Source organism: Paraburkholderia sp. Cpub6 (assembly GCF_014201065.1).
Lineage (GTDB): Bacteria > Pseudomonadota > Gammaproteobacteria > Burkholderiales > Burkholderiaceae > Paraburkholderia > Paraburkholderia tuberum.
Genome location: NZ_JACHDM010000023.1, coordinates 54,760 through 76,796 on the forward strand (window position 1 = coordinate 54,760; position 22,037 = coordinate 76,796).

At 65.6% G+C, this 22,037-nt stretch carries 22 protein-coding genes; 15 read left to right on the forward strand and 7 right to left on the reverse strand.

Annotated features, from left to right (window positions below; all coding sequences use genetic code 11):
• Positions 1-44: 44 nt before the first annotated feature.
• From HDG33_RS28625 to HDG33_RS28635, 3 genes are all read right to left on the reverse strand, one after another.
• The gene (locus tag HDG33_RS28625) at positions 45-914 is read right to left on the reverse strand and encodes an NAD-dependent protein deacetylase (RefSeq protein ID WP_184037131.1); all 870 of its coding nucleotides are present in this window, start codon (positions 912-914) and stop codon (positions 45-47) included.
• Between the two features lie 41 nt (positions 915-955).
• Complete coding sequence (locus HDG33_RS28630; RefSeq protein WP_184037133.1) at positions 956-1,234, reverse strand: oxidoreductase-like domain-containing protein; 279 nt, start codon at positions 1,232-1,234, stop codon at positions 956-958.
• Between the two features lie 102 nt (positions 1,235-1,336).
• On the reverse strand, positions 1,337-2,101 hold the full coding sequence (locus tag HDG33_RS28635; RefSeq protein ID WP_184037136.1) for an SDR family oxidoreductase: 765 nt from the start codon (positions 2,099-2,101) through the stop codon (positions 1,337-1,339).
• Positions 2,102-2,375: 274 nt separating this feature from the next.
• On the opposite strand from HDG33_RS28635, the gene HDG33_RS28640 reads away from it, so the two are divergent.
• Complete coding sequence (locus HDG33_RS28640) at positions 2,376-3,209, forward strand: polysaccharide deacetylase family protein (RefSeq protein WP_184037139.1); 834 nt, start codon at positions 2,376-2,378, stop codon at positions 3,207-3,209.
• 35 nt (positions 3,210-3,244) lie between these two features.
• On the opposite strand, the gene HDG33_RS28645 is transcribed toward HDG33_RS28640, so the two are convergent.
• The gene (locus tag HDG33_RS28645; protein ID WP_184037142.1) at positions 3,245-4,657 is read right to left on the reverse strand and encodes a DUF2252 domain-containing protein; all 1,413 of its coding nucleotides are present in this window, start codon (positions 4,655-4,657) and stop codon (positions 3,245-3,247) included.
• A 283-nt stretch (positions 4,658-4,940) separates the two neighbouring features.
• On the opposite strand from HDG33_RS28645, the gene HDG33_RS28650 reads away from it, so the two are divergent.
• Positions 4,941-5,624, forward strand: coding sequence for a Pr6Pr family membrane protein (locus HDG33_RS28650; protein ID WP_184037145.1), 684 nt, complete (start codon positions 4,941-4,943; stop codon positions 5,622-5,624).
• 181 nt (positions 5,625-5,805) lie between these two features.
• Entirely contained in the window at positions 5,806-6,072 is a 267-nt protein-coding gene (locus HDG33_RS28655) for a CsbD family protein (protein ID WP_013091250.1), read from the forward strand.
• 96 nt (positions 6,073-6,168) lie between these two features.
• On the opposite strand, the gene xth is transcribed toward HDG33_RS28655, so the two are convergent.
• Entirely contained in the window at positions 6,169-6,978 is an 810-nt protein-coding gene (gene xth, locus HDG33_RS28660) for an exodeoxyribonuclease III (protein WP_184037148.1), read from the reverse strand.
• Positions 6,979-7,359: 381 nt separating this feature from the next.
• Here xth and HDG33_RS28665 point away from each other — a divergent pair, with 381 nt between their 5' ends.
• Together HDG33_RS28665 and HDG33_RS28670 are read left to right on the forward strand one after the other, a co-directional pair.
• Entirely contained in the window at positions 7,360-7,704 is a 345-nt protein-coding gene (locus HDG33_RS28665; RefSeq protein WP_184037151.1) for a zinc ribbon domain-containing protein YjdM, read from the forward strand.
• An 89-nt stretch (positions 7,705-7,793) separates the two neighbouring features.
• Positions 7,794-8,630 (forward strand): spermidine synthase, encoded by an 837-nt coding sequence (locus HDG33_RS28670; protein WP_184037153.1) that lies wholly within the window; start codon positions 7,794-7,796, stop codon positions 8,628-8,630.
• A gap of 25 nt (positions 8,631-8,655) precedes the next feature.
• Here HDG33_RS28670 and HDG33_RS28675 read toward each other — a convergent pair whose 3' ends face one another.
• Positions 8,656-8,841 (reverse strand): CopG family transcriptional regulator, encoded by a 186-nt coding sequence (locus HDG33_RS28675; RefSeq protein ID WP_184037156.1) that lies wholly within the window; start codon positions 8,839-8,841, stop codon positions 8,656-8,658.
• An 81-nt stretch (positions 8,842-8,922) separates the two neighbouring features.
• The gene (locus HDG33_RS28680; protein ID WP_184037161.1) at positions 8,923-9,690 is read right to left on the reverse strand and encodes a YoaK family protein; all 768 of its coding nucleotides are present in this window, start codon (positions 9,688-9,690) and stop codon (positions 8,923-8,925) included.
• A 250-nt stretch (positions 9,691-9,940) separates the two neighbouring features.
• Between HDG33_RS28680 and hyfB the strand changes: the two genes are divergently transcribed.
• The 10 genes from hyfB (at position 9,941) to HDG33_RS28730 (ending at position 22,013) form a co-directional block, all read left to right on the forward strand.
• The gene (gene hyfB, locus HDG33_RS28685; protein ID WP_184037165.1) at positions 9,941-11,947 is read left to right on the forward strand and encodes a hydrogenase 4 subunit B; all 2,007 of its coding nucleotides are present in this window, start codon (positions 9,941-9,943) and stop codon (positions 11,945-11,947) included.
• Complete coding sequence (locus HDG33_RS28690) at positions 11,941-12,891, forward strand: respiratory chain complex I subunit 1 family protein (protein WP_184037167.1); 951 nt, start codon at positions 11,941-11,943, stop codon at positions 12,889-12,891. The genes hyfB and HDG33_RS28690 overlap by 7 nt, the downstream gene beginning before the upstream one ends.
• On the forward strand, positions 12,892-13,551 hold the full coding sequence (locus HDG33_RS28695; protein WP_184010569.1) for a formate hydrogenlyase: 660 nt from the start codon (positions 12,892-12,894) through the stop codon (positions 13,549-13,551).
• Complete coding sequence (locus HDG33_RS28700; RefSeq protein ID WP_184037169.1) at positions 13,544-15,007, forward strand: hydrogenase 4 subunit F; 1,464 nt, start codon at positions 13,544-13,546, stop codon at positions 15,005-15,007. The genes HDG33_RS28695 and HDG33_RS28700 overlap by 8 nt, the downstream gene beginning before the upstream one ends.
• A gap of 3 nt (positions 15,008-15,010) precedes the next feature.
• Positions 15,011-16,570 (forward strand): NADH-quinone oxidoreductase subunit C, encoded by a 1,560-nt coding sequence (locus tag HDG33_RS28705; RefSeq protein WP_184037172.1) that lies wholly within the window; start codon positions 15,011-15,013, stop codon positions 16,568-16,570.
• Positions 16,570-17,079: an NADH-quinone oxidoreductase subunit B family protein gene (locus HDG33_RS28710; protein WP_184037175.1), complete on the forward strand. Its 510-nt coding sequence runs from the start codon at positions 16,570-16,572 to the stop codon at positions 17,077-17,079. Before HDG33_RS28705 ends, HDG33_RS28710 begins: the two co-directional genes overlap by 1 nt.
• A gap of 269 nt (positions 17,080-17,348) precedes the next feature.
• Entirely contained in the window at positions 17,349-18,071 is a 723-nt protein-coding gene (locus tag HDG33_RS28715; RefSeq protein WP_184037178.1) for a (2Fe-2S)-binding protein, read from the forward strand.
• Positions 18,072-18,082: 11 nt separating this feature from the next.
• Entirely contained in the window at positions 18,083-19,084 is a 1,002-nt protein-coding gene (locus tag HDG33_RS28720) for a xanthine dehydrogenase family protein subunit M (protein ID WP_184037181.1), read from the forward strand.
• Positions 19,081-21,294 (forward strand): xanthine dehydrogenase family protein molybdopterin-binding subunit, encoded by a 2,214-nt coding sequence (locus HDG33_RS28725; RefSeq protein ID WP_184037183.1) that lies wholly within the window; start codon positions 19,081-19,083, stop codon positions 21,292-21,294. Before HDG33_RS28720 ends, HDG33_RS28725 begins: the two co-directional genes overlap by 4 nt.
• Before the next feature lie 131 nt (positions 21,295-21,425).
• Positions 21,426-22,013 carry an NTP transferase domain-containing protein gene (locus HDG33_RS28730; protein WP_184037185.1) on the forward strand — a complete coding sequence of 196 codons (588 nt, stop codon included), beginning with the start codon at positions 21,426-21,428 and terminating at the stop codon, positions 22,011-22,013.
• The last annotated feature ends 24 nt before the right edge of the window (positions 22,014-22,037 follow it).

Here is a 22,037-nt window from a genome sequence, read left to right on the forward strand (position 1 = left end):
GTGTTCCTCAGGTTTTGACGGTGATCCACGGGATCTACTCATTCTCAATCGCCAGCCAGCAGACCGGCGAGCGCGCTCAAGGTATCGCCGCACGGCGCGGCCACCTTCAGCGACAGCAGCGGATCGGCGCGCGTGCGGCCGAGGTTGATCGCCGCGATCGGCTTGCCCTGGCGCTGCGCCCACACGCAGAAGCGGTAGCCGGAATACACCATCAGCGACGAGCCGGCCACGAGCACGGCGTCGGCCGCATCGAGCGCATGCGACGCCGCTTCGACGCGCGCCTTCGGCACGTTCTCGCCGAAGAACACCACCGACGGCTTCAGCAACCCGCCGCAGTTCGCGCATGCCGGTACACGAAAACCGCCGAGATCGTGCCACTCGAGATGCGCGTCGCCATCGGCGGCGGCTTCGGCCGTGACGTCGAGCAGAGCGGGGTTGTCGGCTTCGAGCGTCTGCTGGATCGCCGCGCGCGAGTGCTGCATGCCGCAGTCGAGACAACTGACGCCGTCGATGCCGCCATGCAGCTCGATCACGTCGCGGCTGCCCGCGCGCTGATGCAAGCCGTCGACGTTCTGCGTGACCAGCGTCGGCACGTGACCGGCCGCTTCGAGCCGCGCGAGCGCGACATGCGCGGCATTCGGCTGCGCGCGCGCGACGAGCGGCCAGCCGACCATGCTGCGCGCCCAGTAGCGCTGACGCATCGCCGGCGTGCCAAGGAACTCCTGCAGCGTGATTGGCGGCGAGCGCTTCCATGCGCCGTTGTCGTCCCGGTAGCCGGGGATGCCGGAGTCAGTGCTGATGCCCGCGCCGGTCAGCACGAACAGGCGCGGATGACGCCGCACGAAGCGATGCAGATCGTCGAGCGTGTGCGGATCGGTGAGAGATTCGGTCGGCGTGAGCTGAAGGTCGGTCATAACGGAGACGGTGGACGATCGTGCGCGAATTCGTGCGCGAATCAGCGGCGAGGGCTCGGTTTGCCGCGCGTAGGTGTCGAGCGACGCGCGTCGGCTTGCGGTTTCGACTTCGCGCCCTGCTGCGTGTCCGGTCGCCGCGCTGGCCGCGCCTTCTGCGCCTGCCGCTTGTGCCACGCAGCCAGCGCGAGCTCGTAGCGCTCCAGCGCTTCATCGTAGAGATCGAACACACACTGCGTGCAACCGCTATGACAGCAGTCGTCGAGATCGGGCCGCACGGGCGGCTGCGGCGGCGGGTCGTCGCTGGGTGTGGCGCGGGGCACGGCGGCTTGCTTTGCGTGGAAAAACGGCGGAGCGCCCAGTATAAGTTGAACGCGCGCGCCCCGCTCCCCGCCCCGGCGTTGTGAGCCGGTGCTGCGCGCCGCTCAGCCGCGCCCGACGAACGGCATCTTGCTCGCCATGATCGTCATGAACTGCACGTTCGCCGACAGCGGCAGGCTCGCCATGTGCAGCACCGCGTCGGCGACGTGCTGCACGTCCATCAGCGGCTCGACCGCGATCTCGCCGTTCGCTTGCGGCACGCCGCGCGCCATTCGCGCGGCCATCTCGGTCCCCGCGTTGCCGATGTCGATCTGCCCGCACACGATGTCGTATTTGCGGCCGTCGAGCGACACCGCCTTCGTGAGTCCGGTAATCGCATGTTTGGTCGCCGTGTACGCGGCGCTGTTCGGGCGCGGCGCATGCGCGGAGATCGAGCCGTTGTTGATGATGCGGCCACCGCGCGGATTCTGCGTCTTCATCAGGCCGAACGCCGCGCGCGTGCACAGGAACACGCCGTTCAGATTGGTATCGACGATGGAACGCCATTCGTCGATGCTCACTTCGTCGAGATCGACGGGCGAGCCGTTGCGTCCCGCGTTGTTGAACAGCAGGTCGAGCCGGCCGAAGCGCGCGCGGATCGTCTCGAAAAGCGCGGCGACGCTGTCGGCGTCGGTCACGTCGCACGCAACCGCGAGCGCGTCGCCGCGCAGCGCCCGCGCTTCCTGCGCGACCGCATCGAGCGCGGCCTGGCGGCGTCCGGCGAGCACCACGCTATAGCCGTGCTGCGCGAGCGTCAGTGCGCACGCGCGGCCGATGCCGCTGCCCGCGCCCGTCACCAGCGCCACTTTTCCGTTTCCTGTTTCCGACATCACGCATCTCCTGTTGTGTTGGGTAGCGACGCGAGCTTGTTGCGGCGATCGGTCCGATCGCCATCGACACGCGCGACTCTTTTCGCCCCGCACCATACAACAGCGAATCGGCGATCGCAAACCGCGCGACGTCTTTCAGGGCGCTTTCACCGGCATATGTGGCCGCCGAACGCGGCACGTCGACGAGCGCAACAGTGGTATCGTTCGCGGTTGCGCATCGCGCAAGATTCACGGCCTTCCCGGGACGGAGGAAGGCGTACTGGAAGCACGTTCGATGAATGAATGCCCGAACCCGCGGCGCCGCTGGCCCCGTAGCCGCAACTCCGCACTGCTGAACGGCACGATCGGCTGGCACGTGATCGTGCTGATCGGCGTGGCTGTCGCACCGGCCGCGTGGCCATGGTGGCTCGCCGCGATCGTCGCGAATCACGCGCTGTTCACGATCGCCGGACTATTGCCGCGCACCACCCTGCTCGGGCCCAACTGGACCCGCCTGCCCGCGAACCCGCGCAACGCGGATGCAATCGCGCTGACCATCGACGACGGTCCCGATCCCGCCGTCACGCCGCAAGTGCTCGATCTGCTCGACGCGTTCGACGTGCGCGCGACGTTCTTCTGCATCGGCGCGAAGGTGGAGCGTTATCCGCAACTCGCGCGCGAGATCGTCGCGCGTGGGCATGGGCTCGAAAATCACTCGCAGGTGCACGTGCATACGTTTTCGGTCACGTTTCCGCGCGCGTTGACGCGCGAGATCGCCGCCGCGCAACGCACGCTCGAAACCGTCAGCGGCGCGCGGCCAATGTTTTTCCGCGCGCCCGCCGGCCTGCGCAACCTCTTCCTGGAGCCGGTGCTGCGCAAGCTCGACCTGCGTCTCGCGGCCTGGACACGGCGCGGCTACGATACGCGCAAGCGTGACCCTCACGTGGTTGCGCGGCGGCTGCTCGATGGTCTCGCCGCGCGCGACATCCTGTTGCTGCACGATGGCAACGCCGCGCTGACGATCGAAGGCCAGCCGCTGATTCTCGCGGTGCTGCCGAGCGTGATCGAAGCGGCGCGCGAGCGCCATCTGCGTTTCGTCACGCTGCGCGAAGCGCGCGCCGATGCGTGACGGTGCGCGTGAAGTGACACCACGCGCACGCAGCGCTACACACGGAAATCCGCCGCCATGTCCTCGTCGGTGCGCGCTTCGAGCTTGCCGTCGCGGCACGCTTTGATGAACACGTCATAGTCGCGCTCGACCTGATCCGCGTAGGCGCTCGCGTAGCCGCTCAGCGCTTCGCCGAACTGATCGCCGCGGCCGATGTACGCGCTGATCTCGATCGCCTGGCCGCTCGCCTTCGCATGCGCGCGCGCCATGATCCAGCCGCATAGCCGCGCATAGCCGTCGAGCAGATCGCTGTCGAACAGCTCGATATTCGCGGACAGCTTCATGTCGCGCAGCTGGCGGAAATAGAAATGCCGCCCGAGCGGCCCGGTCCCCCAGCCGAGGAAGACGTCGCTCGCGGCCTGCAGCAGCCGCTGTCCTTGCACGACGCGCTCGCCCTGATGCTTGACCGCCGGCGACTTGTAGAACTGCGCGATGACCGACGGCCGCGCCTCCTTCAATTGCAGGAACAACGGCTTGCCCATGTGATCGACGAGCAGCACGACCAGACAACGCGTGCCGACGCTGCCGACGCCGACCGCCTTGAACACGACGTCGTGCCTCGTGAACTGATCCAGCAGTTCGCGCCGATCGTGCGAGATCGTCTTGCGGTACTCGTCCCACACTTGCTCGACCATCTTGTCGACGTTGCCGGTCCGGTAGGTTTCGGTTTCCTCGGCCGTCAACAACGTGTTCGCACCGTGCACGTGAAACAGCGCGGGCGGCGCATCGTGGATGGTCCAACGATTGCCGTCGAACGAGGCCATTTTTTCGAGCAGGCTTTCATGCGTGCGGCTCGCGGCCTTCTCCATGCCGCGCCGCACCGCGCGCCGGCGCTCGGGCGTCAGTGCGATCTCGGCCATGCGGTCGAACGTGATGCGGTCGTACCACAGGTCGAGCGCGCCGAACTGCGCGTATTGCGCGACACGATCGCGATACGAGCCGACCGCCGTCATCACCAGACTCTCGGCGGTGCCGCGGCTCAGGCGCATCTGGCGCGCGGCCACGACGAGGCTCGCGCACAGGCGTTTCAGGTCCCATTCGAACGGGCCGATCGAGACTTCATCGAAGTCGCTCAGGTCGAAGACCAGTTGCCGCTCGGGCGTTGCGAAGCCGCCGAAATTCATCAGATGGCCGTCGCCGCAGATCGGCATGGTGAGGCCGGTGTCGTGCACCTTGCTCAGATCGTGCGCCTGCAGAATCGCGCTGCCTCGAAAGAACGAGAACGGCGAGGCAGCCATGCGCCCATAGCGCAGCGGCACCAGATTCTCGACGCGCTCCGCGCTGCTCTGTTTCAGCAGCTCGATCGGATCGCGGTGCAACTCGCCGACCGCCCGGTGACTCGAGCGTTTCGAATGCTCGCGCGCGGCGCGGCCGCGCGCTTCCCGTTCGGCAATGGTGCTGGCTTTCATGCTTTCTCTCCGTTTTGCGAGTCTTGAGCCGGCGCTGACAGAGACTGCTTGCCGCGCCCGGCGTCGTTAACATCGAGGGCTGCAGCCGCGATCATAACGGGTCGAAACACACGATGAATCGCCGCCAGTGAGCGCGGCGCTTGCAGCCGTGGCGGCGAGCTTGCAACCGGCTTTACAGCCAGCCAGTAGCTCGCGTAGTACGCCGTAGTATTTTGCCAACGCCGGCGCGCGCGGGCGCGAAAGCCCATGCAGCCGCGCGCGCACCGCGCGTAGAATCGAGCGCATGCGCCCTACCCTCGCTCCGCAGCGCGAGCCCGAGCTGCCGCTGCATACGCCCAGTGTGTCGTCGCTGACGTTGGCGGCGGTCATTGCGCTGATCGCGTGGATGGCGATCCTCGCGCAAGCCGACCTCACGATCGATCGATCGCTCGCGCGCGGGCTCACCGTGTTCGACGCGCTCGCGCGCATGAGCAGCTACCTGACCAATCTGACGGTGCTCGCCAGTGCGCTCTGCTTCACCTGCATCGTGCTGTGGAAGCACCGCTCGCCGCTCGCGCGCTTTTTCCGGCAGCCCACGGTCGTGACCGCGGTGGTCGCGTACATCGTGTTCGTCGGCCTCGCGTACAACCTGCTGTTGCGCGGACTGTGGCCGCTGTCGCCGTACCGGCGCCTGCTCAACGAGTCGCTGCACAGCGTGCTGCCGATGCTCGCCGCGCTCTACTGGGTGCTGTTCGTGCCGCGTTTTCATCTGCGGTTGCGCCACGCTCCGCTGTGGCTCGTCTATCCGCTCGCCTATCTCGGCATCACGTTCTGGCGCGGCAGCCTGTCGGATTTTTATCCGTATCCGTTCATCGACGTCGAAACGCTCGGGCTGCGCCAGGTGCTCGTCAATGCCGCGCTGCTGTTCGGCGGTTTTCTGATGCTGCTGGCCGTGTTCGTCGGCATCAATTTCGGGCGTCGACGATGATGTTCGAGCACGTCCCATTTGGCCGGATGCATGGCGTCCCGTCGCCGGGCGCACTTCTTGCACCCCTTTCGTCACTGACGCAGGCTCACGCCGCACTGGCACGGCTTGCGCGGCGCCCTTGTGCGAGCGCGTTGCAATTGCAGCGGGCCCGCACGTAAATATGACAACAGGAGCGATGCATATGGATACGAATTCAGCGGCAGGCGCGGTAAAGGAAGTCGCGGGCAAGGTGCAAAGCGCGGTCGGCGATGCCGTCGGCGACACCAGCGCGCAGGTGGCGGGCAAGGCGCGCGAATTGAGCGGCAAGGCGCAGCAGTTATGCGCGAATACGACGAGCCTCGTGCGCGATACGACGGCCGAAAACCCGTTCACGACGCTGGCCGTGGTTGCACTCGCCGGGTTCGTGATGGGCGCGCTGTGGTCGCGCGGCGGTCGCGACTACGACTGAAGCAGGCACGGCGCCGGATCATAGGCGCCGATCAACAGGGCGCAGCAGTCGCGCCAAAGCGGGCGATCCGCCGCAAGCGGATCGCCCGCCGCTTCACTAGCCGCTCTTCTTCTTGCGGCCGGGGCCCATTTCCAGTTCGATCCACGTCGGCGCGTGGTCGCTGGCATGCGGTTCGCCGCGCACCCAACGGTCGACGCCCGCATCGCGCAGGCGCGGCGCGAGGTCGGCGCTCAGCAGCAGATGATCGATGCGCAGCCCCGAATTCGTATCCCAATGACGGCGGAAATAATCCCAGAACGTGTACACGCGTTCGTCGCCGAAATGCGTGCGCAGCGCATCGGTCCAGCCTTGCGCGAGCAGCCTGCGATAACGCTCGCGGCTCTCCGGCTGCAGCAGCGCGTCCTTTAGCCACGAGCGCGGGTTGTAGATGTCTTCGTCGGTCGGCACGACGTTGAAGTCCCCAGCGATCACGACCGGGTGGCCGCTCTGGTAGAGCTGCGCCGCATGCGCGATCAGATGATCGAACCACGCGAGCTTGTAGTCGAACTTGGGGCCGGGCTGCGGATTGCCGTTCGGCAGGTACAAACACACGATCAGCACGCCGCCGACCGCGGCCTCGATGTAACGGCTATGCGTGTCGTCTTCGAAACCGGGCAGACCGCGCCGACGTTCGAGCGGTGCGCCGCCTTTGGCCAGAATCGCCACACCGTTCCATGCGCTCTGGCCTTGCCACACGGCGCCATAACCGGCGTCGCGCAATGCGTCGACTGGAAATGCGCTATCCACCGCCTTCAGTTCCTGCAGGCAGACGACGTCCGGCGCCTCGCGCTCGAGCCATTGCAATAGCGCCGCCTGCCGCGAGCGGATACCGTTGATGTTGAACGTCGCAATGCGCAGCTTCGCCATGATTATCCCTCCCTCGCCTATTGCTCCGCGACGTCGCGATACTCGGTCGCCCGCGAACGCGCGGCAATCAGGGGGTTATCCCCGATCGGTTTTGCTCATAGCACCGACTCCATTTTGGCCCGGTTGGCCAGTTCCAAATTTATCACCCGCAAAGCGGACATTTTCCGTCCAGTTCAAACCTGTCGACATCCGCGGCGAAGCTACCCGTAAGTCTGATGAATGGGACTGAAAGTCCGATGATAATTAGACGGTAAGAGCATGTGTATTGCATTATAATTTTGTGCGCCCACGAGCCGCCGGCACGACGACCGGCTCAGGCCTGGCGGGTTGCTCGCCTGCTTTTTTACTGACTGACTCAAAATCGTTTCAATGGAAGCTGCAATGAACGCTGCCCCTTCATGCCCGCAATGCGCAATGGAAAACACTTACCCTGACGGCACGCTGTACGTGTGCGCGGACTGCGGTCACGAATGGTCGGCGAACGCTGGCACCGACGCGAGCGATGAACCGGCGGGCAGCGTCGTCAAGGATGCGAACGGCAACGCGCTGTCGGACGGTGATTCGGTCGTGCTGATCAAGGATTTGCGCGTCAAGGGCTCGTCGATCACGCTGAAGATGGGCACCAAGGTGAAAAGCATCCGGATCGTCGGTGGCGATCACGAAATCGACTGCAAGACGGACGCCGGCAGCTTCATGCTCAAGGCCTGCTTTCTGAAGAAGGTCTGACGGGCCGTTCCCCGTTGGCGGCCCCGCCCGGAAGCGCGGTCCGCAGTGCATGATTCAATCGACTGTCTGGCTACCCGAGCATACCGAGAATGGCTGAGGATCGAACCTCGTACGACGCGTTCGTCAAATTCATGTCCACGCCGATCAGTAATGAGCAACCGTTTGTGCTGGAGACGCAGCACGCGGTGTCGCTACACTTCGATCACTTCGCCACTCAGAGCTTCATGTCGCTCAGGAATCCGGAGAAGCTCACCCTCGGCTATACACGCGCGATGATGGGATTTCTGCTGCTGCAGCCAGCTCCCACGCACATCTGCATGATCGGACTAGGCGGGGGATCGCTGGCGAAGTATTGCTATCGGCATCTGCCCGAGGTCACGATCGACGCAGTCGAGATCAGCCCCGAGGTGATCGCGCTGCGTGACGTGTTCAGGATTCCCGCGGACGACGCGCGGTTCAAGGTGGTTTGCGCCGATGGCGCGGACTACTTGACGAAGGATCACATCCGCACGGACGTGATCCTGCTTGATGCGTTTGGTGCGGAGGGGATGGCGAGCCGGTGTGCGGACATCGCGTTCTTCGCCGCCTGTCGCGAGCGTTTAACCGAGACGGGCGTCCTCGTCATCAACTTTACGGACGATGATCCGGCCATACCGCGGCACCTCGAGCGGCTGAAATCGGTATTTGGCGTTTCCTATGCGATCGTTCGGTGCGGCGACGACAGCAACTTCGTCGCGTTTGCCTGGAAAAGCGGGCGTCGTTTGCCGCCCAGACAAGTCCTGTTCGAGCGCGCCCTCTCGTTTGACTTTGCAGGCGAACTCAAGCTGTCCGTCACTGCTCGCCACCTGAAAACGGGAGAGCGCCTCGATCCGAAGCGGCTGATCTGGCATGCGCAAGGGCAAGGGCACTGGGAAATCGGCGGTTGACCGGCACCACGCCTCGACCTGGGCGTCACTTTCCCCGCTTGGCGAGTGGACTCTTGGTCTTGTAGGTCACGCCGTGATGCTCGAGATACTCGCGGATCAGTTGGCGGACGACTTGTGACGGCGTCAGATCTTGCGCCGAGCAGAGCATTTCAAATGCTTCTTTCTTGGCGGGGTCGATCAGGACGGTCAGGCGTGCGGTTTTCGTTTCCATTACGAGGACGGGTCGGCGAATATGCTAACCAAATTATAATGCATTTGCTTTCGACGAGGATTCACCCCGCCTCCTATGAGGTCAGTGCCTGCGCTCGAACCGATAGAGATAGGCCAGCACATCGTCGGCGACGGGCACGATCGCGAGTGTGACGAGCGCGCCGGCGAGCGGCACGGTCGACACGTAGCCCACATGCTTGAAACCGATTGCGCCGATCAGGCCGCCCACGAAAAACGACGTGAGCATCGTGCCGTGGATCTTCAGCTTCGCGCGGTTTGCGATGACCGCTTGCGCGTCGTCAATGAGCGCCGATCGATTCCAGTAAAAAAACTTACCCAACTCAATTCCGAGGTCCGTGACGATGCCGGTCATGTGTGTGGTACGGATCTCCGCGCCCGACAGCTTGGTGATCATCGCATTCTGCAGCCCCATGATGAAGCACAGCAGGATCACGGTAACGGGGACGAAGAACGCTTCGCGTAGCGCGAGGTGGCTGCCGAGCAGACCGAACAGGAGCAGCAGCGCGGCCTCGACCGCCAATGGCAGCACGTACTGGCTTTGCAGGCCGCGGCGGCGCCCCCAGTTGACGAGCACGGCCGAGCACCCCGCTCCGACGACAAACGATGCCAGCGAACCGATGCCAGCCAACACGAGCCGGATGTCCCCGAGCGCCGTCTGGTCCGCGATCGCCGACACGATGCCGCTCATATGGGACGTGTATTGCTTGACCGCGAGGAAGCCGCCGGCATTGGTGGCGCCGGCCACGAAGGCAAGAGACAACCCGAGCTGACGGTTCGCGGTCGTGCTGCGGTGTCTTCCCGTCAGGCTTCGAAAGTACTGCGCAGGCATAGGATCTTCACTCAATCGCTCGGAACAACAGCAAAGACGCGGCGAATAGACGCTTCGCGCACCGGATGCAGGCGAGCTGCGCACAGGGCCGCCGATTCGCTCGAACATGTGGTTCACATGATAACGCTATTATCATATCCTGTTATCCAGATTGGTTTTCTGATGTCATAATGCGGTTTGAGTGAGCCCGGCAAGCTGGAGCTCATTCCATGCTCCTCGTCCCAATCCGAGCGTACTGGAGACATTCCGGATGGCACCCTTCACGGTCGTCCATTTCGTCCTGCTGGTGGCGGCCGCCTGGCTTGCGACCGGCACGCTGGGTCTCGGAGTTCTGCATCGCACGCGATTCGTTGCCCACGGGCTGTTTCCGCTCGGCGCGCTGGGAGGGCTACTGCTGGGCGCGGCGGGACTCGCCGGCATCTTCTCCGAACCGACCACCGCGGTGCTGCCGATCGGACTGCCCGGGTTGCCGTTCCATCTGCGCGTCGATGGGCTATCCGGCTATTTCCTGTTCGTGCTTGGTGTCGTCAGCGCGGGGATCGGCGCCTTCTCCGCCGGTTATTTCCGTAAGGGCGAAGGGTCCGCGCCGGGACTCATCTGCTTCGAATACCACGTTTGCATCGCGAGCATCGCGCTCGTGCTCATCGCCGACGATGCGTATGTGTTCATGGTCGCCTGGGAAACGCTGACGCTGTCCGCGACGTTCCTCGTGATGACCAACCATCGGATCGCCGAGATCCGCCGCGCAGGTTACCTGTATTTCCTGATCTCCCACGTCGGCGCGCTCGCGCTGCTGCTTTGCTTCGGCATCCTGCAGGCGCGCACCGGTGACTACACGTTTGCCAATCTGCGCGCGCAGTCGCCCGATGCGTTGTGGGCATCGCTCGCGTTCCTGTTCGCGCTGGTTGGATTCGGTGCCAAGGCGGGCGTGTTCCCGTTGCACGTGTGGCTGCCGGACGCCCATCCCGCGGCGCCGTCCCCCGTATCGGCGCTGCTCAGTGGATTCGTGCTGAAGGTCGGCCTGTATGGCCTGATCCGGACCGTGTTCGACCTGCTGCACGTGCAGTTCGCCTGGTGGGGCGTGCTGCTGCTCGTGCTGGGTATCGGCACCGCGCTGCTCGGCGTGGTGTTCAGTACGATCCAGGTCGATATGAAGCGCCTGCTCGCGTATTCGTCGATCGACAACGTCGGCCTGATGATCGTCTCGCTCGGGCTCGCGGTGCTGTTTCGCGCGTACGGGATGACGGCCCTGTCCGCGCTTGCGCTGAGCGCGATGCTCTACCAGATCGTCGCGCATGCGGCCTTCAAGAGCCTGCTGTTCCTCGGCACCGGCGCTGTGCTGCACGCCACCGGGGAGCGCAATCTCGGCAAGCTTGGCGGCCTGATCCGCGTCATGCCGTGGACCGCCTGGGCCGTGCTCACTGGCGTCGCAGCCAGCGCCGGCTTGCCTCCCATGAGTGGTTTCGTCGCGGAGTGGCTCCTGCTGCAAAGCTTCCTGTTCACGCCCGGCTTGCAGAATTCCGTGCTGGCGATGACGGTGCCGATTGCGGCCGCACTCGTCGCGATGACGGCAGCTCTCGCCGGTTACACGATGGTCAAGTTCTACGGCATCGTCTTCCTCGGGCAGCCGAGAGAAGCGAAACTGAGTCGCGCACACGACGCGAATACCTGGGAACGGCTCGCGTTCTGCTGGTTCGCGGTGGCCGGTGTACTGCTCGGACTGATGCCTACGCAGTTCGTCAAGGTGCTGGACCGGGTCACGCGCGTGCTCGTCGGTGCCGGGATCGGCGCGGAAAATCATGGCTGGCTGATCTTCGTGCCGGTGTCGACCGCGCGGGCGAGTTACATGCCCGTCATGTTCATGCTGTTTTTCGTCGCTTGCTGCGGCCTTGCGTGGGTGCTGGTACGGCGCTTCTACCACGGTCGGCTGCGACGGGCCGCGCCGTGGAGTTGCGGCTTCCCGTTTACGACCGCGCGGATGCAGGATACGGCGGAAGGCTTCGGGCAACCGATCCGGGAGATCTTCGCGCCGCTGCTGCGCATCGAGCGGCAACTGCCGTCGCCGTTCGACGCACAGCCGGCTTACCGGGTCTCGGTCGCTGACCGCACGTGGTCGATTCTCTACGACCGTATCGCGGCACTCACGCAACGCGCGGCGGAATGGGCGGGGCGGCTGCAGACGGGCAAGATTGCCGTGTACCTGACCTACAGCTTCGCCGTGCTGATCGTGCTCCTGCTGCTGGTGAGACGATGGTGACCGTATCCGGCGTGCTATCGCAAACCCTCGAGATCGTCCTGGCGCTTGCCGCGGCGCCACTGCTCACGGGTTGGGTCAACCAGTGCCGCGCGTGGCTGCAGAACCGGCGCGCGCCCAGCATCTGGCAACCGTACCGGATGCTCCACAAGCTGTTCAACAAGGAATCAGTCGTCGCTTATGGCGCGAGTCCGGTGTTCCGCGGCGCGCCGTATGTCGTGTGGGCGGCGATGACGCTCGCCTGTGCAATCGTGCCGACGCTGTCGACCGAATTGCCGCTGTCTCCCGCCGCGGATGCGATCGCGCTCGTCGGCCTGTTTGCGTTCGCGCGCGTCGCGTTGTCGCTCGCGGCGATGGATATCGGCACGGCGTTCGGCTCGCTCGGCGCGCGCCGCGAGATGCTGGTCGGTTTCCTCGCGGAACCGGCCTTGCTGATGGTGCTGCTGTCGGCCTCGCTGATCACGCAGTCGACCCTGCTCACGAGCATCGTCGCGACGCTCGGACACAGCGAGCTGACGATCTATCCGAGCCTGGCGTTCGCCGGCATAGCGTTCACGCTGGTGTCGCTCGCCGAAAATGCGCGGCTGCCCGTCGACAACCCGACCACCCACCTCGAGCTGACGATGATCCACGAGGCGCTGATCCTCGAATATTCGGGGCGGCACCTCGCGCTGATGGAATGGGCGGCCAGCCTCAAACTGTTCGCCTACTCGTGCATCGGCATTGCGCTGTTCATGCCGTGGGGGATCGCCGCGGCGGGTAATCCGCTCGCGCTGCTGCTCGCGGTGCCGGCACTCTTCGTCAAGCTGATGGCGGGCGGCGCCGCGCTGGCCGTGGTCGAGACCGCCAACGCGAAGATGCGGATTTTCCGGGTCCCGGAGTTCCTCGCGACCGCCTTCCTGCTCGCGGTGATCGGCATGCTCGTTCACCTCCTATTGGGAGCATGAATGCACACCTACGCGACGCAACTGATCAATTTCCTCGCGGCGGTGCTGCTGATGCTGTCGTTCGCGATGCTGAGTCAGCGTCGGATCCTGTCGCTGATCCACCTCTATACGCTACAGGGTGTCGCGCTGGTTCTGGCCAACCTGATCCTCGGTTTCGTGACCGGTGATGCGCATCTGTACGTGTCGGCCGGACTGACGCTCGTGCTGAAGGTCGGCGTGATTCCGTGGCTCCTGTATCGCCTCGTGCGCAAGCTCGACATTCAGGCCGACGTCGAGCCGCTCATCAACATTCCGACGACGCTGCTGATCGGCATCGTGCTCGTGATCGTCGCGTTCAACGTCGCGTCGCCGATCAGCCAGCTCGCGACGTCGGCCGCGCGCGGCACGCTCGGGATCGCGCTTGCGTGCGTGCTGCTGTCGTTCATGGCGATGATCACGCGCGCGAAGGCGATTCCCCAGGTGATCGGCTTCCTGTCGATGGAGAACGGGCTGTTCTTCGCCGCAACGGCCGCCACCAATGGCATGCCGATGATCGTGGAACTCGGTATCGGACTCGACGTGCTGGTCGGGATTCTGATTCTGGGCGTGTTCATGTTCCAGATTCGCGAGCAGTTCGACAGCCTGGACATCCGTCACCTCGAGACACTCAAAGATGAATGACGCCCACGTCGTGCTCGCCGTGCTCGGCATTCCGCTCGTGGCGGCCGCCTCTCTTGCGGCCGTGCGACCCGCTCATGTCGCGCGCAACCTGAACGCCGGCTTCAGCGCCGTGACGTTCGCGGCGACGCTCGTGCTCGCCGCGCGTACCGTCGAACATGGACCGTCGTTCGCGTTCGAACGCGCATTCTTCGTCGATCCCTTCAACGTGTACCTCGTCGCGCTGACTGCGTTCGTCGGCTGGACGACATCGCTGTTCTCGCGGCCGTACATGCAGGTCGAAGAGGCGCGCGGCCGGATGACGGCGACGCGCATGCGCCTCTATCACAGCATGTACCAGTTGTTCATGTTCGCGATGCTGCTCGCGCTGCTGACCAATAACCTTGGCGTGCTGTGGGTCGCGATGGAAGGCGCCACGCTCGCGACCGTGCTGCTCGTCAGCGTCTATCGGACCGCCGCGAGCCTCGAAGCCGCCTGGAAGTACTTCATCCTGTGCGGTGTCGGCATCGCGCAGGCATTGTTCGGCACGATCCTGCTGTACCTCGCCGCGAGCCGGCAACTGACCGACGGCGATGCGCTGCTGTGGACGAGCCTTGCCGCCGTCAAGACGCACCTCGACCCGTCCATCGTGTCGATCGCCTTCGTGTTCCTGCTGGTCGGCTACGGCACGAAAGTCGGACTCGTGCCAATGCACAACTGGCTGCCGGACGCGCACGCCGAAGGCCCGACACCGATTTCAGCGGTGCTGTCCGGGCTGCTGCTGAACGTCGCGCTGTACGCGGTGCTGCGCTGCAAGGTGTTGGCGGACGGTGCGCTTGGCAACGGCCTGCCGGGGCGATTGCTGGTCGGGTTCGGGCTCGTGTCGGTGCTGGTCGCCTCGTTCTCGCTGTTTCGGCAGAAGGACGTCAAGCGGCTGTTCTCGTATTCGTCGATAGAGCATATGGGATTGATGACGTTCGCGTTCGGCCTCGGCGGCCCGGTCGCGACGTTCGCCGGTCTGCTGCACATGACCGTCCACTCCCTCGTCAAGTCGGCAATCTTCTTTGCGGTTGGCCACGCGACGCAGAAGGCCGGTACTCAGGCGATCGAAGGCATTCGCGGGCTGCTGCAGGTCAGCCCGACGGTCGGCTGGGGCATGTTGCTCGGCGCGCTCGCGATTCTCGGCCTGCCGCCGTTCGGTGTGTTTGCAAGCGAATTCCTGATCCTGACCACCGCGATGAACACGATACCGTGGACGGCGCCGTTGTTGCTGCTCGGCCTCGCCGTCGCATTCGCGGCGATCTTCGCGCGCGTGCAGCAAATGGTGTTCGGTGAAACGACGACGGCCAAACCGCTCGAGCATCGTCCCGCGCCGCTGCCGGTATTCGTGCATCTGGGTTTGGGGCTGATGCTTGGGCTTTATGTGCCACCCTACCTGGCGACGTGGTATCGCCAGGCCGCAACGATGTTGGCGGGGTGACGGATGCGACTCGAATCGATGCAAATTGCCGCCATCCGCCTCACGCACCGTGCGGGCCAGATTCCAGCGCATGTGGTGAGCGCCGATGAATCAGTGTGGCTCGAGCTGGTGCGAACCGCGAGATCCGAGCAGCGGCGCCTCGTTGCAATGTGGGGCAGCGAAGCAGCCGAAGACGGCTTCTCGGTGAATGCCGCGTACGAATGCGATGACGGCATATTGTGGGTACGCCTCGCGATCGGGCGGAAGCAGGATGCCGGTGGAGACTATCCCGATCTCGCCACCGTTTTCCCGTGCGCGACTCGCATGCAACGGGCGATCTTCGATCTGCTCGGCCTGCGGGCGCGTGGCGCCCAGGACACGCGGCCGTGGCTCAATCACGGCAACTGGCCCGAAGATTATTTCCCGCTGCAACGGCAGGCGACGGGTGTCGAAGACTTTGATTCGAGCGAGGCGGACTACCCATTCGTGCAGGTCGCGGGCGATGGCGTACACGAGATCGCGGTCGGGCCGATTCATGCCGGCATCATCGAACCGGGGCATTTCCGGTTCTCGGTCGTCGGCGAGAAGGTGTTGCGCCTTGAAGAACGTCTCGGCTATGTCCACCGTGGCGTCGAGCGTCTGTTCGAACGTACTCCGGCATCGCGCGGTCATCGGGTTGCCGCCAGGATTGCGGGCGACTCGACCGTCGCGTTCTCGTGGGCCTTTTGCATGGCGCTCGAGCAAGCCAGCGGCACGCTACTGTCGAAGCGCGCACTGTATATGCGAGCGCTTCTGCTGGAACGCGAGCGCGTGGCCAACCACCTCGGCGACCTCGGCGCGCTGGGCAACGACGCCGGGTTCGGCTTCGGACTCGCGCAGTTCTCGCGGCTCAAGGAGGACTGGATACGGATGAACGCACGTACATTCGGACATCGGTACCTGATGGATCGGATCGTGCCGGGTGGCGTATCGATCGACGTTCGCCCCGACGACGCGGCGGTGCTGGCGGAGCAATGCGAACGCATCGAACGCGAGGTCCACGTGATGCGCAAAGTCTACGATGACCAGTCCGGACTGCAGGATCGATTCCTCGGCACGGGCCAATTGACCCCCGCTGTCGTCGAGCATTTTGGCGTGCGTGGCATGGCCGCCCGCGCCAGCGGTCGAACCTTCGACGTTCGCGCCAACTTGCGGCCCGCTCCGTATGACGACATCGCGGTCAATGCGGTTAGTGATGCGCGCGGCGACGTTGCCGCGCGCGTCGCGGTGCGCTTCGCCGAAATCGATGAATCCCTGCGCCTGATCCGCACGCTGCTGGCCAATCTACCGGATGGTCCGGTGGTCGTCGCCACGACGCCTGCAACGACGCCCGCGCAAGGCATAGGCTGGGTGGAAGGTTGGCGGGGGGACGTATTCGTCGCCCTCGAACTCGCCCCCGGCGACGTCATCGCTCGATGCCATTGCCACGATCCGTCGTGGCAGAACTGGCCGGCGCTCGAGCACGCGATCATCGGCAACATCGTTCCCGATTTCCCGCTGATCAACAAGTCGTTCAACCTGAACTACGCGGGGCACGATCTCTGATGTGGCAACTGATCCGGCAATTCGCGCGCACCGATTTTCCCGGCGAACCCGCGCCGGCGGCGGAACACGCGTGGCATCACGAGGAGCGACGCATTCGCGAGGATATTCTCGATCTGCTCGGGCGGGCGCTGTGCATCCGGCAGATCGACGCGGGTTCATGCAACGGTTGCGAACTGGAGATCCACGCGCTGAACAACCCGTACTACAACATCGAAGGACTTGGAATCAAATTCGTCGCGAGTCCGCGGCATGCCGACCTGCTGCTCGTGACCGGGCCGGTGACGCTGAATATGCGAGCAGCCATGCTCGCCGCGTACGACGCGACACCCACCCCGAAACTCGTCGTTGCCGCAGGCGAATGCGCGTGCACGGGCGGCATTTTTGCCGACAGTTACGCGGTGTGCGGCCCTGTTTCGTCGATCTTGCCAGTCGACGTGACGATCCCCGGATGTCCGCCGCCGCCGATCGATTTGCTGCGAGGCATCCTCGCAGCCTGCCGGGCGCGTTGAGCCCGGAGGTCGATTTCACATTTTCCCCGTTGCAACGTGCAGCTTTTGCCCGTGTTTGTGCGGCTCCAGCCGGGCTCCATCGCGGTCATTGCGCATATTGGCCTGCCTTTATTGCGCAGATCGGCTTTGCGCTTGCAGCGAGTTTTTAATACCGTGTTAGCTGCAACGGCATTCAAATTGCTGCGCAATAGTTTTGTTTCAACGCGATGCGTTGGACATCGACGCGTCGTCAGCCTGCATTGACCTTTCAGTGGAGTCAACAGATCGTAATGACTACGCCTACAGAATGTCAGCATTGCGGGGACGCCCCCGCATCAGAGTCCGCCGCCGAGCCCACCACCACGCCTTCCCAACCGTCACGACGTCGCTTCCTGCAATCGGCGGCGGCCGCCGCGACGATCGGTGCGGCGCCGCATCTGCGCGCGCAAACGCAAGCGCCGGCGCCCGCCTCACCCGCGCCGCCAGGCAACCCCGTGGTGCCGCCGCGCCCCGTCACGTTGACCGTCAACGGCCGCGCGTACACGCTGCAGCTCGAACCGCGCGTGACGCTGCTCGACGCGTTGCGCGAATACGCGGGTCTGATGGGCACGAAGAAAGGCTGCGACCGCGGTCAATGCGGCGCCTGCACGGTGCTCGTCGACGGCCGCCGCATCAACTCGTGTCTGACGCTCGCGGTCATGCACGAAGGCGAGAAAATCACGACCGTCGAAGGACTCGCGAGCAACGGCGCGTTGAGTCCGGTGCAGGCCGCGTTCATCGAACACGATGCGTTCCAGTGCGGCTACTGTACGCCCGGGCAGTTGTGCTCGGCGACCGCCCTGCTCAGCGAATTCCGCAACGGCACGGCGAGCACCGTGACCGCCGACGTGCGCGCGCGTCCCGCCGCGCTCACCGACGACGAAATCCGCGAACGCATGAGCGGCAACATCTGCCGCTGCGGGGCGTACGTGAACATCGTCGCCGCGGTCCGCGCCGCGCACGACAACGCCTGACGGAGACCGACATGGACGCGATCTCCTACGAACGCGCCGGCGATGTCGCTAGCGCGGTGCGCGCCGCGCAACAGCCGGGCGCGGTATTCATCGGCGGCGGCACGAATCTGCTCGATCTGATGAAGGGCGGCGTCGCGCGGCCGGTGCGGCTCATCGATATCACGCACATCGGCGGCCTCGACTCGGTGACGACGCTGGCCGGCGGCGGCATCCGCATCGGCGCGCTGGTGCGCAACAGCGACGCGGCCAATCACGCGCTGGTGCGCGAGCAGTACCCGCTGCTGTCGCAAGCGCTGCTCGCAGGCGCCTCGGCGCAGTTGCGCAACATGGCGACGGTCGGCGGCAATCTGCTGCAACGCACCCGCTGCGGCTACTTCTACGACACCGCGTTCACGCAGTGCAACAAGCGCCTGCCCGGCAGCGGCTGCGCGGCGCTCGACGGCCATAACCGCGCGCATGCGATCCTCGGCGCGAGCCCGCAATGCATTGCGGTCAACCCGTCGGATATGAGCGTCGCGCTGGCCGCGCTCGATGCGCTGGTGCGCGTGAGCGGTCCCAAGGGCGAGCGCACGATCGCGTTCGCCGATTTCCATCGGCTGCCGGGCGACCGGCCCGATGTCGATACCACCTTGCAGCCCGGTGAGCTGATCACCGCAGTCGATCTGCCGCCGCCGCTGTTCAGCGCGCATTCGCACTATCTGAAGGTGCGTGACCGCGCCAGCTACGCGTTCGCCCTCGTATCGGTCGCGGCCGCGTTGCAGATGGACGGCGAGCGTGTTCAGAGCGCGCGCATCGCGCTCGGCGGCGTCTCGCACAAACCATGGCGCGCGAACGTGGCCGAGCAGATGCTGAGCGGCCAGCCGCTCAGCCAGGCCACGCTGAAGAACGCCGCCGCGGCCGCGTTGAGCGGCGCGCAGCCGCGCCACGACAACGCCTTCAAGGTGCAGCTCGCGCAGCGCGCGATCGTGCGTGCGGTCAATCAGGCAGCCGGCAACACGGGAGGTATCGCATGAATCTGATCGGACAACCGCTCGATCGCGTCGACGGACTGCTGAAGGTGACCGGCGACGCGCGTTATGCAGCCGAATTCCCCGGGGCGCGCCTCGCGCATGCGGTGCTCGTGACGAGCACGATCGCGGCCGGCACGATCGCGTCGATCGATGCGAGCCGCGCCGAGGCCGTGCCCGGCGTGCTGCTCGTGATGACCTACCAGAACGCGCCGCGCCTGCCGAATGGCGGCCGGCCCGCGCTCGCGCCGCCGGCCGGCCGGCATCTGTCGCTTCTGCAGGATAACGAAGTGCACTACAGCAACGAGCCGGTCGCGGTGGTCGTCGCCGATACGCTCGAACATGCGGCCGATGCCGCTCGCCAGCTGCGCATCGCCTATCAGCCGGGCGCCGCGGCGCTCGACTTCGAGCAGGCGAAGGCGCACGCGCATGCGCCGGACAAGCCGCAGGGCCGCCAGACCGACACGCAGCGCGGCAGCTTCGAGGACGGCATGCAAAGCGGCGACGTGCATATCGAAGCGACCTATACGACGCCGATCGAGCACCACAACCCGATGGAGCCTCACGCGACGATGGCGCAATGGGACGGCCCGCAGTTGACGGTCTACGACTCGACGCAGGGCGTGAGCGGCGCCGCGCAGGTGCTCGCGAAGACGTTCGCCATCCCTGTGTCCGACGTGCGCGTGATCTCGCCGCTGATCGGCGGCGGCTTCGGTTGCAAGGGCTCGTCGTGGTCGCACGTGTCGCTGTGCGCGATGGCCGCGCGGCAAACCGGGCGGCCCGTGCGGCTCGCGCTCGAACGCCCGCAGATGTTCGGCCCGGTCGGCGCGCGGCCGCGCACCGAGCAGCACTTCGTGATCGCCGCGCGGCATGACGGCACGCTGAGCGCGATGCGTCACGACAGCATCTCGAACACGTCGATGATCGAAGACTGGACCGAGACCTGCTGTATGGTCACGCGCATGCTGTACGCGGTGCCCAACCAGATAACGACGCACCGGCTCGTGCAACTCAATGTCGGCACGCCGACCTTCATGCGCGCACCCGGAGAAACCACCGGCTCGTTCGCGCTCGAATCGGCGATGGACGAACTCGCCGTCGCGCTGAAGATGGACCCGCTCGCGCTGCGCCTGAAGAACTACGCTGACAGCGATCCGCAGGAGCACAAGCCGTGGTCGGGCAAGTCGCTGCGCGAGTGCTATCGGATCGGCGCCGAGAAGTTCGGCTGGTCGCGCCGCCCGCACGCGCCACGTTCGAGGCGCGACGGCAACACGCTGATCGGCATGGGCATGGCGACCGCGACCTATCCGGCCAACCGCAGCGAGGCGTCGGCGCTTGTGCAGATTCTGCCGGACGGCACCGCGGTGGTCGCATCGGGCACGCAGGACATCGGCACCGGCACCTACACGGTGATGACCCAGGTCGCCGCCGATGCGCTCGGCTTCACGCCCGAGCAGATCCGCTTCGCGCTCGGCGATTCGTCGCTGCCGCGCGCGCCGGTCTCGGGCGGCTCGCAGTCGGCGGCCAGCGTGTCGCCCGCGGTGCGCGACGCGGCGAGCCAGGCGCGCAGCCAGCTGATCGCGCTGGCGCTTGCCGATGCGGCGTCGCCCGTGCATGGCCTGCCGCTCGATGACGTCACCGTCGCAAGCGGCTGGGTCGTGAGCCGCTCGCAACCGGGCAAGCGCGATCCGGCCGCGGCGATCGTCGCGCGCGCGGGCGGCAAGCCGATCGAGGCGTCCGCGACCGTGAAGCCCGGCAATGAGAGGCAGAAGTACTCGTTCCACTCGTTCGGCGCGGTGTTCGTCGAGGTCCACGTTGATGCCGAGCTCGGCACGATCCGCGTGCCGCGCGTGGTCGCGGTGTACGACGTCGGCCGCGTGCTGAACCAGAAGACCGCGCGCAGCCAGATGATGGGCGGCATCGTATGGGGCATCGGCGCGGCGCTGCAGGAGGAAAGCACGCTCGATGCGCGCTTCGGACGCTTCACGAACGCGAACCTCGCCGAGTATCACGTGCCGGTGAATGCCGATATCGGCACGCTCGACATCACCTTCATCGACCGGCCCGATCCTTATATCAACTCGCTCGGCGTGCGCGGTATCGGCGAGATCGGCATCACGGCCGTGGTGGCCGCGATCGCGAACGCGGTGTACAACGCGACCGGCGTGCGGGTGCGCGATCTGCCGATCACGCTGGACAAGGTGGTGCGGACCTGAACCGGCGGCAGTGCCGGAATTGGAGTGAAAGCGAAAGCGGCGGGCGGCTTGCATCGGGCGTGCCTTGCCGCTTGCTTCGCGCCCCGTTGCATCGCACAATCGGGGGCATTCCTGTCTACCGGTATCCGCCGATGGCCTACGCCTCGCTCGCCACTGGTGTGTTGCTCGCCGCCGGTCTCGGCTCGCGCTTCGATCCGCACGGGCTGCACAACAAACTGCTCGCACGTATGCCCGACGGCAAGCCGGTTGCGCATGAAGCCGCGCATCGGCTGCTGCGGGTCGTGACGCGGGTGCTCGCTGTCGTGCGGCCGGGCTCCGACGCGCTCGCCCGCGCGCTGAACGATGCCGGCTGTGATGTCGTGTTTGCGGCGAGCGCCGAGCGCGGCATGGGCGCGAGCCTCGCCGCCGGTATCGAAGCGAGCGACGACGCCGAGGGCTGGATCGTCGCGCTCGCCGATATGCCGCGCATTGCGGTTCCGACGATCGAAGCGGTAGCCCGCGCGCTCGACAACGGCGCGCCGCTCGTCGCGCCGTTCTACGACGGCCAGCGCGGCCATCCGGTCGGCTTCGGCAGCGAGCATCGCGACGCGCTACTCGCGCTGGACGGCGACACCGGCGCGAAAGCGCTGCTCAGGTCACACGCGCTGACGCGCATCGACGTCGACGATCCCGGCATTCTGCGCGACGTCGACACGCCGGACGATTTGCGCACGCTCTAGCCGCCAACATCAGCCTCGCCGAGA